The sequence below is a fragment of the Blastopirellula marina DSM 3645 genome (assembly GCF_000153105.1).
GTDB lineage: Bacteria > Planctomycetota > Planctomycetia > Pirellulales > Pirellulaceae > Blastopirellula > Blastopirellula marina.
Genome location: NZ_CH672376.1, coordinates 778827 through 790085 on the forward strand (window position 1 = coordinate 778827; position 11259 = coordinate 790085).

The following is an 11259-nucleotide window of genomic DNA, read 5'->3' on the forward strand; positions in this document are numbered from 1 at the left end:
GATGCGTACGCCGCGCGTCCCGTGATGAAACAGCTCTCGCAAGTGAAGCAGCCTCGGTTGGAAATTGTGTGGGCCGATTCGAAGTATCATAATCACGAGCTTCACGCGTGGATTGCAGAGCAAAAAAACATCCGCTGGGAACTAGAAATCGTTCGTCGTCCAGTGGGAGCTAAAGGCTTCGTGCTACTGCCCAAACGCTGGGTCGTCGAACGCACTTTCAGTTGGTTAGGACGCTGGCGACGCTTGAGTCGCGACTACGAACATCACGTCGAATCGAGCGAAGCGATGGTCCAAGTCGCGTCGATCGGACGCATGCTCCGTAGGCTCGCCCCCACAGGCGACCAACCTCCGTTCAAATATCGACTTACCGCGTAAAGGTGTTTCCGGATAGGCTCTTAGTTCAACTTTTGCACTTTTACCGCCTCTGGAATTGCTCTTCCGAAATAGCGTGAGCCTCCGTCAAGATGCTTGGGTATCTCACATCCAGGCACTTGAGCAAGGAGGCTCACAATGGAACTTGTACCCGAATTTGCTGCCCTTTTGCAACCCTTTGCCCAAGCGATGACGACTCCGACCTTCGAGAGTCTGGCGACGCTGATGGCCGGGTGGGTGCTGGCCAGTCGACGGACTGTTACACGCATGATTCTCGCGGCGGGCGATTCGGCCGACAAACATTTTTCGTCGTACCATCGCGTGTTCAGCGCCGCCCGCTGGTCGCTCGACCGCGTCGGTCTGGCGGTGTTCGACTTGATCGAACCGTGGATCGATGGCGACGTCCTGTTGGCGTTGGATGACACGTTGGCCCGCAAGCGCGGCTTGAAAATCTTCGGCTGCGGCATGCATCATGATCCGCTTATTTCAACGCGCAGCAAGGCGGTGATGAATTGGGGGCATAGCTGGGTCGTGCTGGGAGTAATCGTCGAGTTGCCCTTTCGTCCAGGACATTATTACTGCCTGCCGATTTTGTTTCGTTTGTATCTGAACAAGGCGAAGGCCAACCAACATCGCCGCGTTTATCGGACCCGACCAGAACTGGCGGTGCAGATGCTCGGCACGCTCTGTTCCCACCGGAAAAACAGGCGTTTTCATGCCGTGGCCGACAGCGCCTACGGCGGTCAAAGCGTGCTGAACAATTTACCGCCGAATTGCGATTTGACCAGCCGATTGCTGATGGACGCTCGTTTGTACGAGGCGCCGCCCGTCAGAAAACCGGGAACCAACGGCCGACCACGCAAGCGAGGCAACCTGTTGCCGACGCCGGCGGCCATGCTGGAGGGGCGCTGCCGGCGATTGTCATTCAAAATTTATGGGCGAACCGACACGGCTCGTGTCGCCCATGTCGAAGCACGAGTTCATAGCGCTCCCGACCGACCGCTACGAGTCGTGGCAGTCGAACCGCTGACCGGCGGCCGCAAACCGCAAGCGTTTTATTCGACTCGTTGTGAAGCGACAGCCGAGCAGGTGATCGCTTGGTACGCTCAAAGGTGGAGCATCGAAGTCGCGTTTCACGATAGCAAGCAACAGCTTGGTTTCGAAGAACCGCAAGGCTGGAGCCGCCGCTCGGTCGAGCGCACCGCCCCGGTCGCGATGTTGTTGTATTCGCTTGTCGTGCTGTGGTTCGCTCGCGCAGGTCATCGCCAATACCAACCGCTGGCTTGTCCCTGGTACACGTCTAAAGCCGACGCTTCCTTCGCCGACATGCTGGCCACGCTCCGCCGGCAAACCGTGCGACAAAAGGTTTTGTCACTCGCGCTGAATGGCCCAGGCTCGCGAAAAGTAAGACAACTCCTGGAACATACGCTCGCAATCGCCGTGTAAAAGTGCAAAAGTTGAACTTAGACCAACTCCGCCTGGTTGCCCTGAAAAAATGACCTCTACAGGGCCTGCAAGTTGTTGGCCATCGCGATTCGATCTTATTCAATACCAGACTTGACCTGAGAATCAGTGATCCCTCGCGGTTCAACTCCGTCATCGAGATCGTCGAGTGAAAGAGCATTTACATACAACTTAATAAACGCGCCCATTGCCAGCGGAGTCACCGAGAGTTCGCCACTGAATTCAACCCTGCCATAATCACGAGGCTCCTCTTGGGGCTCTGAAAGCGTATCCGGTAAATAATTTTCTGGAACCTCGAGAGACACAATAATACCCAATTCATTTCCGTCATCTCCTTCTGCATTTATCGTTAGGCGTCTGCTCGGCAGACCACCTACGTCACCGGGGACTTTGCTGATATGCGTGATGCGTCCAACCATTCTGATGAGACGATTTTCATCGAGCATTGCCTTTTCGTGGTCTATTTCAAGCGCATGTGTGCTCGCGTTACGATTCGCAAAAATGTCCCTGAGCGATTTCACGCTCCTGGCTTGATCGGGATTGCGAATGTGACGAGACTTTGTCCACCCTGCCGCAATCAGCGTTTGAACCGGCCACTTAAACCCCTGCAATGACATTAGCGGGAAATTGTCTTTGTCCTCAACGAATTTACGAATTTCTTTGACCGGAATGGCCCAGCCAATCGTGCCAACGGTCTCCTTTTGGATGCTTCCTGACGCGATACCAACCACTTTGTTATTCAGCAATACGGGGCCTCCGCTCATCCCAGCTCCGATTGTTGTATCAATTGCCAATAAATCAATGATTGGTTCATCCGAAAAAATCTTAAGACCTTGAATCGTTTTAAACTCTTCGCTCCTGAGAAACGTGCTGCGGATAATTCGGCCCGACAGCTGCAAATATGGGATGAATTGTGGGTGCCCGATTAAGACTACCTCCTTCCCTGCATCAGGCCATGCCGCGCCACCCGGCCTAGCGCTGTCTAATTTGAGGGCTTTCTCATCTAAATCCAGGTAATGCAAACCGTCCACTTGCTTGAGCAATTTCAGGATAGCGATATCGTGCTGGGCATCAAGGAAGCAAATGCCAAGCTCATCACTCACTTTTTCATCCGATCTGTATCGATTCTTGGCAGAATCCACGATGGTTACTTTGTCTGCACCCTCAAGTACGTGAAAGCAGGTGACAATATACGAGAAATTGTCTATGCGAATGAAAAATCCAGATCCGGCCCCAGTGGACTTGGTCAAATTATACTCAGTGAAAATTTGGACTACACCTTCTTCGGGTTGAGCATGAAGAGGTGCGACGACCAATGCGATGATGAAAATCACGGCGATCACGGTGTTTGAATTCATTTCGAACGCGCTCCTAAGCGCAAACAGATCGGCTCGTGGTGAAGATTGTGATGCGCCATCGTTCAATGACTTGAGAGACAAGACAATTCCAACTAGCGTTCCGCGATCTTCTTTAGTTTTTTATAACCTTCTTCGTAGTTTCTGATCGCCATGGGATCTGCACGGAAATCTGCGTCAATCTTGAGGACGTCGCTAAAAGTCTTCTTCGCGAAACTTGCCTTTTCTGCTTCGCTCGACAATTGCTTCACCGACTCGCCCAGTAGAAAATGTAACAATTGGATATATGCTTCCTCATATGTCACGGCATTAGCTGACAGCCGGACATCTAAGCCGACCATAAAGCCGACCGCAGCAGCAGACTTTAGGAATGGCGTTGCACCAACTGGAGGTCCTGGGATGACGAGGTCATTGGCATCGGAGTCTATGCTCTTTTGCATCATTTCAGAGACTCTGACGAGCTCCTTTTCTCGCTCGCTGGTTTTTTCCAGGACGGGCTTCAGCATCGCTACAAGCAACTGGTCATGCTCCCTAACTGGAATTTCCCTCTTGCGCAACGCCCAACTAGTTTGAGCGACAGAAAGCGCTTCTTCAGGTGTAAGAGGTTGGTATTTTACCAACAACGTCTCCATACCTTGATAGCTGGGAAGTCGGTTTTTCAGTCCAGCGTCCATTCCAAAACCACAAAAAAAGAAGAAGGCAAATGTTCCGAGTCCTGCTAGTGCAGGAATCACACCGTGGGCAGGGGAGGATTCATTCAAGAGCTTTTTGATTTTCTCAATCCCCTGAGCTTCGCCTTCGTCGGCAACGGCGCTATTTAGCCTTTCCTTCAATTGCACCACAAATCGCTGATTTTTGGCTTCAGCATACCCAACTGCTCCCAGCAGACCTATCAAAACCGGAATGAAGGTTGCCACGATTGGGGTTTCACAAAGCCCAACTGTGTATCCGATCAGTGCGCCGCCCGCTGCAGGCGCAAACACGAGCGGTAAATACCAATAGGCATCTTGACGTGAGAAGTAGCACAAAATGAGAAAAATGAGGATCAGAAGAATGGCAAAACTCGGGAGACCATAACTAACCACGTAACCCATTGTCGAAATCCCTTCAGAATATCCGGACACTACCCCAACTCCTGCATAGCCGCCCGGCAATGACAGTCTGCAATCTGCAAGAAGATTAACCCAAAATTCTCGCGACATCAATTAACTAGGCGCACATGCAACCAATCTCTGGCTGCCCCTTCTATAAACAAGTTTCACCCGAGAAATCATAATGCCGATCTCTTGAACTATTAGTCCGAATTTTATCCGTGTGCCCTTTATGCGATTGGATAGGATTACGCTTACTCTGTCGAGTTTATTCGTTCATTCAAACCGCGAGTGGTCCTAAAATGCGCCAAATGCTATTACTAGCCTTGCTGTTAGTTATCCCGTATTCATCTGCTTCCGCAGACGAGATCTTTCCCGGAAAATCGGGAGAAGAACTAGCTCAAGTCTTGAGAAGCGAATTCACTCCAACGAACCGCCTGGACTACTTCGAAGCACGTCGAGAGATGTTTTCCCGGATCGACAACTTCGATGGCAAAGTGCTACTCGTATACACGGGCGAGAAATTCCCGACGAGCGACATTCCTGATCACACCGTGGTGAACACGGAGCACACTTGGCCACAATCCAAGTTCGCCAACGCCAACAGTCGAAACGAGATGAAGACGGACCTTCATCATCTATTTGCAACACGTAACCCAGTCAATTCGGATCGGGGGAACAAACCATTTGGCGACATACCGGATGATGTCTCTCAGCGATGGTGGAACTCCGACTCTCCATCGGGCGACCTGCCGGGACTGGATGAACGGGATAATTTCAGCGAATCAAGTGACAATTTGTTTGAGCCGCGTGAGGCTCACAAAGGAAACGTCGCCCGCGCGATGTTGTACTTTTACACGGTTTATGGCAATCGAAACATCGACAAGGCATGGTTCGAGCCTCAAATTCCAACACTACTCGCATGGCACGGAACGCCGTTGCGCATCTGGGCTATGGCGGCCGCATAAACTGTTGGGCCAGTTGTTGTTCCTTCTTCGTAGCCTGTCGTATTTTCGGTGGTCCTGGCGGCTTTTCTCGCTTCTTTTGCACGCCACGGCGGGTTTGTTTGGGGCCTTTTCGTTGGTATCCGTCGATCTTGGCGCAGCCCAAGCGTTGGCAGAGCGGTTGGCGGATACAGCGTGACGGACAGCCGCGCATCGTGCGGCGAACTTCGCGACTTGCCTTGGCTACCGACCATTGCCGCGGCTGTTCGTTCGCCGCGATCAGCGCGGCGGTCGTCATCAACTGCAGCAACCAAGCCCCGATGTTGAGCCAGCCCTGTTCGGCGAGCGCCGTGGCTGGAGTTCGACTTAACACGCGATCGCGACCAAGCGTTTGTTTCAACCCGCGGAAGTGAGTTTCGAGTCCCCAGCGAAGACGATAAATTTGACTCGCGATTTCTTCGGGAAGCGACTCCGAATCAATATTTGTCACCAGATAAACCGGTTCTTTGTTCGCGTCGCGGAGCACGATCAGTCGCAACACGACCGGCGGAATCGCATGAAATCTCAACGGCCATAGATAGACGGTTCGCTCGCGCGTTTCGCAAGCGAAGCCGAGCTTTTCCAGCAGGTGCGTATTTCCGCCGACGCGCAGTAGAAAGTCATGCCGCCCCATCAGCAGCACGCGACAGAGATCGTAACTGATGAAGCCGGCGTCGGCGATTAGCAGCGATTTACCCGGTAAATCAGGGAGCATTTCGTCTAACTGACGTCGTTCGCTGGCCGTGCCGGGGCCGATGCGAAAGTCCCACGGCAACGACGTGCCGACATGCTGCAACGTGGTTTGATAAATTTGCGGCGTCGTCTTCTCGCGTCCTGCGCAGCCGAGGCCTGCTTCGTTGGCGCGCGTACGCGGAGCCTCGAAGCGCGAACCGTCGACCGCCATCACCACCCAACCGAACACGCGATATTGCTCCAACCAACCAGCGACCGAACTGCGCAGTTGGCGACGCACTTCGTCAAGCATCCGCGGCGTCTCACGAATGCATGCGCGGCCGAATCCGCCCAACGCCAAGCCGACGCGCCAACGCGGAAAGAGTTCGCCCAGTAAAGCGCCGACGCTCTCCAGTCGATCGGTGAGTGTGGAATCGGTGCTCCAACTCATCAGGCATGCCGCCCAAGCCAACCGCTGAGGCGTCCAATTTGCGTTGCCATGAAATCGCCAGCGCGCAAAAAATTGCGGCGGCAAGAATTGCGATATCGCCGCCGTCAGCTCGCGCTGATAGCATACGCGATGTGGTCCTCGGGCCACCTTCGAGCCTCCCTGCTGCTTGTGGAAGTCGTCCAACTCCCTTGAAGCACAGGCTCGAAGTTCTTTGCTAGATCAATTTTAGAGTTTGTCGCCTACCCAGATGCGCAACGGCGTTCCATGCCATCCAGGTACGAATTGAGCGAGGGGGGCGATTCGGGGGCAATCTGGATCGACTCATCGTCTCATGCTCCTGTAGCTATGAACTACCGTGGAAGCGATCGAGGTACGCCCGAGTTGGCCTATGCTAAACCGCTTCCAGAGATCCTCGCCGCCCTCAAATTGCACATGGTGATCGATAATTGAGAATTCGTGAAGAGACTGAACCGTGAATCGGTTGAATGGAGATCTGGCCGCTGTACTCCATTTCCCCTGAAAACGAATTCGAGCAACCAAGCTCCTCTTATTGCGACGCCGAGTTTTTCAATTCGATAACGATGTCAGCAGAAAGCGTAGACAGAAACTCATGCCGCGAAATATCGTGATCTGCTGTGACGGAACTAGCAATCAATTCACTGGCGATATCACCAATGTGATGCGACTAGTAAAAGTCGCAATTCACGACCCGGAACGTCAGCTCGTATACTACGATCCTGGCGTGGGCACTTTGCCTGAGCCTTCAATCTGGAGCCGAATTGGTCAATCGCTTTGGAAAGCAGCTGATTTGGCATTTGCTGTCGGGCTTACGCGCAAGGTTGAGAACGCGTACACCTATCTCATGGACGTTTGGGAGCCGAGAGACAGAGTATTTTTGTTCGGGTTCAGTCGCGGGGCATATACCGTCCGGCTACTTGCGGGAATGCTGCATCAAGTAGGTCTTTTACCTCGCGGCAACAAAAACCTCGTACCCTATTCACTGCGTCTCTTTGGAGGACTGCGCAAGAGACTGAATTCCGAGACGAACAAGGGAAACAATCTCTATTGGCAAGACTGCAATTCGTTTCGAAACACATTCGCTACTCCCATAAAGGGTCCAAGAAATCGTCGATTTCCAATTCACTATTTAGGGGTGTGGGACACCGTGAAGTCCGTCGGCTGGGTTTGGGATCCCGCAACCTATCCGTTTACAGCCCGAAACCCCAGCATCAATAGAATTCGTCATGCTGTAGCGATTGACGAACGCCGGTGGTTTTTTCGCCAAAATCTAATGTTTCCCAAGCCTCTGACGCAAGACCTGGAAGAAAGGTGGTTTCCCGGTTCTCACGGTGACATCGGCGGCGGCTATGCGAAAGAAGAAGGAGATGCTTGGCGATCGGCCTTTAGCTGGATTGTCAACGAAGCAACGAATGCTGGGCTTGCAGTTAACCCGGAACGCCTCTCACTCTTACTTTCACCCTCCCATACTCCGCCGTGGGCCGAGCGAATCCACGACTCGCTCACATGGAAATGGTGGCCGGCCGAGCTATTTCCGAAATTACCGCCTGCAAAGCCTGGCCAGAAATTCCGTTGGCCGCAATTGGGCCTCGGAAGAAATCGAACGTTACCTGTCGACGCCGTATTTGATCATGCTGCATTGATGCGGGTCCGTGATGAAACGCTTTCGTATGCACCTAACAACATCAAAGAACAACTGCTCGAAGAAATTCGCAGGCTTGCCAAAGCTCCCGAGTCTTGGGCAGATTCTCGCATCGTGACATCGGGTAACGAGAATTCACTGTGATAACTCCCTCTCGAACCTTGAGCCAACACAGGTAAAACATGGTTGCCTATCGTCTGTCTGTGTACTTTCTCGTGGCGGCTTCGAGCCCACGGCTGACGCACACTAACTCCTTCCCAGGCCAAGGATTTCAGCCAGGAAGTTCACGTTCCAGCCCGTCATGCGTCTTCGCATAACGACGCTTTCCTTGCTTTTGCGTTGTTTGATCAGCGACACGGCGAGGCGTTTTAGCCACGCTAGGTTCTCCGCCGCGATGCGATTTCTCAGTCGACTTTCGTCTTCACGGAACGTTACATCGAGCGTCCAGTGAAGCGAATTATCGATTCCCCAGTGGCCGCGAACGGCCCCGGCGAATTGCTTCGCGTCCGGCTTCAACGAGCTAATATAATATCTCGTATCGAACGTTTCTCGTCCATTCTCTTGGCTGATGCGAATCGCGACGCCGATCGTTTTCAAGCCGCACCAATCTTCGCCAGCAGGCACTTCGTCCGGCAGCTTCAGCTGATAGTAAAACAACTTGTCGAGGCGGCCGTGCCCTTTCGCTTCTTCCTCGTGACGCTCGACCTTCACGCGATCGAAATCATTTTCCAACTGCGTCGTGATGTAGTCGCGCACTTGCTCGTGCAGCCGCTCTTGGTTTCCTTTGAGCGCGAGAACGTAATCTCCCTTGCCAGCGATAATCTTCTCCGCGACGTCACGTTGGCAGCCTGCCGCGTCGAGCGTGACGATCGCTTTACTGACGTCGATTTGTGCGATTAGTTCGGGGAATACGACGATTTCGTTCGACTTGTCGGCGGCCGCCACTTGCCCGAGACTAACGCCTGCCCGGACCGCCCAGGCGCTCACTAGGCATAGCGGTCCGAGTCCTTTGCCGCGATCATGAGATCGCCGCAGCGTCTTGCCGTCGATCGCGATGATCTCTCGCGCATCGCTTTCGTTCGTCGCTTCCTGCCGCATCGCAGTCAGCCATTCGTCAAAGCATTGTTGAAACGCACTCGGCTTGAGCAGCGCGAGCAATCGACCGATCATGTCGTGCGAAGGAATGCCGCCTGGCAGTTCGAGTCGCTTCTTTAACCAGTCGGCATGCGCTTCGACCCAGATGGCGATCGACCGCGGCCCGTCCGCCCCGGCGATCACCGCGAGCACGCAAATGACGAGCAAGTCGCCAAGTAAATGCTTAAGATTGATATGGCAACGCGGATCATCAAGCTCCGCAAAATATTCGAGAATCGAAACGACATCGTCCTGATCAACCTAGCGAGACATCGGCTCTTTCTGCAGCGCGTGACGGGCAATCGGAAAACCGATATCATCGCAGAATTGAGCCGGAGGCGCTACGCTAAATTACCCAAAGTCCGCGCTGGCTGTGCAGTCCTGGCATGCGGTGTCTACCATCGGAAGTCAGTCGGCGCTACTATGAAATCAATTGTCGCGAGATTGGCATCTTGAAAGAAAGCGTCAAAACAAGCATGGAATACCTAGCGGGAGGCCTTATCCCCCCAAATCAATGGATAAACAAAAGTTGCCACCAATAGATTGCCGATTACGCTAATAGGACCAGAAAGCCAGGCGAGAGCTCCTATGCATCTTCACTTCCAATACGTACCCATTTTCATCGCGGCGATCTCGATGGCCAGTCACCTTTGGGCTGGAGAGATCTACTGTGCGCGGGCGAAAATGCCAGCTAGCACGCGATGTTGGTGCAAAGCTCCAGATGCTACTTACGAAACGTCGACGGTGGAAGCAACCGTTCGTATCGTAACAGTCGCCACAGGCAATCAGCTAGAAGCGATCGCAACTGCCGGTCTATCAAACTCCAAGTATTTTTTTCCACAACCTCCCCAACAGAATTTTGCGACAAGCGGAATCGTTTTCGATCGTATCGGAGTCGCCATTTTCGACAATGGAAGCTGCAATTGCACGGGGCGACTGCAATATGATGGCGGACACGACAAGGTGTTTCATGGCGCAAATGTTCTGGTCAAAGTGCGGGCGTTTGCTGGCCCCCCCGGTTCGCCCGATACGACCCTGGAGGGAATGCGACTCGTGTTTCAGACTCAAAAGCGAATCTGGGTGCGTCGAGATGGGGAAATCATGACCAGTTTGATCCCGACGCAGGTTGATTCTGCTTCCACATACGCCGCGACTTCCAACTATACCGTAAGTGCTAATTATACCAATTATTTGCCAGCTCTTGTCCAGCAAGATTTTAATCGAATTACGCATGTGGAAATCGTCTTCCACTACATGCACGAAATGTAAAGCCGGTGTCATGGACGACAAGATATGAATTTCCTTGCCCAACTAGCCGCCATCGCGGTGGTCTTGAGTGCGCCTATGATTGGATTGGCGGTAGAGCCGCGTGTTGCCGGCTTGCATGACTTAGTTGTCGTCGAGCCAGGGATGCATCGCGATGGGTTGCCTGCGGTCAGCATTCGCGACTCGGGAGAGTCCTTTACCGCTGAGATTCCGCCTACGCTGCACATTCATCGTTATTTCTATAGCGGTGACCGCGAGTTTCAGGGACCAATTATCCAAGGTGGACCTACGGTAATCATCGCTAGTCATCCGAAAACCGGCCAACGAGTCTATACCGAAGTCACCTTGGCTGCGGGAAGCCCAGTCATCGCTCATAACAAGCACGGGATCGAGTACATCTATGATCATAGTCGCATCGAAATCAACTATGGATGCGACGAGCAGTCGGTAAGGGTGAAATACCACTCTGGCCAGGGAGTTCGGCGGAACCTTGCAAATTTTCGTGAGCACGTGTTTGAAAACGCGGGTCAACATTTGGGCCAGTCGCAGACTCTAGGCGCACTGAAAGAGACAATGCATGGTGGCGGGCAATTGGCAAAGTCTGCGGTTGGCGCCGTCGACTCTTGCACTGCCAAGCTATTGAATGGCGCCAAAAGCCTAAGCAGTGCAATACCCGGAGTTACTCCGCTATCCAGTTATGCGGATGACCAGCCTGCTCGGCAGTACGAAAAACAAATTGATCGAGCCCAACGCCTAAAGGATTCGGCGTCACTCGATTTTGTGCCAACCAATCGATAATCAAGAAATGGCC

10 protein-coding genes are annotated in these 11259 nt (G+C 53.1%); 6 read left to right on the forward strand and 4 right to left on the reverse strand.

Going from position 1 to position 11259, the window contains the following annotated elements:
* On the forward strand, window positions 1-375 hold a 375-nt coding region (locus DSM3645_RS04805; RefSeq protein ID WP_002650914.1), incomplete at its 5' end, for a transposase.
* Between the two features lie 135 nt (window positions 376-510).
* Entirely contained in the window at window positions 511-1818 is a 1308-nt protein-coding gene (locus DSM3645_RS04810) for an IS701 family transposase (protein ID WP_040351614.1), read from the forward strand.
* A 95-nt stretch (window positions 1819-1913) separates the two neighbouring features.
* Here the strand turns inward: DSM3645_RS04810 and DSM3645_RS04815 are convergent, their stop codons facing one another.
* Both DSM3645_RS04815 and DSM3645_RS04820 read right to left on the reverse strand, forming a co-directional pair.
* Entirely contained in the window at window positions 1914-3194 is a 1281-nt protein-coding gene (locus tag DSM3645_RS04815) for a S1 family peptidase (RefSeq protein ID WP_002650916.1), read from the reverse strand.
* Window positions 3195-3286: 92 nt separating this feature from the next.
* The gene (locus DSM3645_RS04820; protein WP_131282226.1) at window positions 3287-4315 is read right to left on the reverse strand and encodes a hypothetical protein; all 1029 of its coding nucleotides are present in this window, start codon (window positions 4313-4315) and stop codon (window positions 3287-3289) included.
* Between the two features lie 269 nt (window positions 4316-4584).
* Between DSM3645_RS04820 and DSM3645_RS04825 the strand changes: the two genes are divergently transcribed.
* Window positions 4585-5250: an endonuclease gene (locus DSM3645_RS04825; protein WP_002650918.1), complete on the forward strand. Its 666-nt coding sequence runs from the start codon at window positions 4585-4587 to the stop codon at window positions 5248-5250.
* On the opposite strand, the gene DSM3645_RS04830 is transcribed toward DSM3645_RS04825, so the two are convergent.
* On the reverse strand, window positions 5234-6388 hold the full coding sequence (locus DSM3645_RS04830; protein WP_076612039.1) for an IS4-like element ISBlma2 family transposase: 1155 nt from the start codon (window positions 6386-6388) through the stop codon (window positions 5234-5236). The two genes, DSM3645_RS04825 and DSM3645_RS04830, sit on opposite strands and share 17 nt — an antisense overlap.
* Window positions 6389-6998: 610 nt before the next feature.
* On the opposite strand from DSM3645_RS04830, the gene DSM3645_RS04835 reads away from it, so the two are divergent.
* Window positions 6999-8192, forward strand: coding sequence for a T6SS phospholipase effector Tle1-like catalytic domain-containing protein (locus DSM3645_RS04835; protein ID WP_002650920.1), 1194 nt, complete (start codon window positions 6999-7001; stop codon window positions 8190-8192).
* Window positions 8193-8294: 102 nt separating this feature from the next.
* On the opposite strand, the gene DSM3645_RS04840 is transcribed toward DSM3645_RS04835, so the two are convergent.
* Window positions 8295-9419, reverse strand: coding sequence for an ISAs1 family transposase (locus tag DSM3645_RS04840; RefSeq protein WP_040351615.1), 1125 nt, complete (start codon window positions 9417-9419; stop codon window positions 8295-8297).
* Between the two features lie 507 nt (window positions 9420-9926).
* Here DSM3645_RS04840 and DSM3645_RS04850 point away from each other — a divergent pair.
* Window positions 9927-10451, forward strand: a complete 525-nt coding sequence (locus DSM3645_RS04850) for a hypothetical protein (protein ID WP_131282229.1) — start codon at window positions 9927-9929, stop codon at window positions 10449-10451.
* Window positions 10452-10475: 24 nt separating this feature from the next.
* A complete protein-coding gene (locus DSM3645_RS04855) occupies window positions 10476-11246 on the forward strand; it encodes a hypothetical protein (protein WP_002650924.1) in 771 nt (256 codons plus the stop codon).
* The last annotated feature ends 13 nt before the right edge of the window (window positions 11247-11259 follow it).

Bases quoted from the DNA above. Each gene is read 5' to 3' on its own strand.
- DSM3645_RS04810 (WP_040351614.1), top strand. From the start codon at position 511: ATGGAACTTGTACCCGAATTTGCTGCCCTTTTGCAACCCTTTGCCCAA.
- DSM3645_RS04830 (WP_076612039.1), bottom strand. From the start codon at position 6,388: ATGAGTTGGAGCACCGATTCCACACTCACCGATCGACTGGAGAGCGTC.
- DSM3645_RS04835 (WP_002650920.1), top strand. From the start codon at position 6,999: ATGCCGCGAAATATCGTGATCTGCTGTGACGGAACTAGCAATCAATTC.
- DSM3645_RS04825 (WP_002650918.1), top strand. From the start codon at position 4,585: ATGCGCCAAATGCTATTACTAGCCTTGCTGTTAGTTATCCCGTATTCA.
- DSM3645_RS04815 (WP_002650916.1), bottom strand. From the start codon at position 3,194: ATGAATTCAAACACCGTGATCGCCGTGATTTTCATCATCGCATTGGTC.
- DSM3645_RS04855 (WP_002650924.1), top strand. From the start codon at position 10,476: ATGAATTTCCTTGCCCAACTAGCCGCCATCGCGGTGGTCTTGAGTGCG.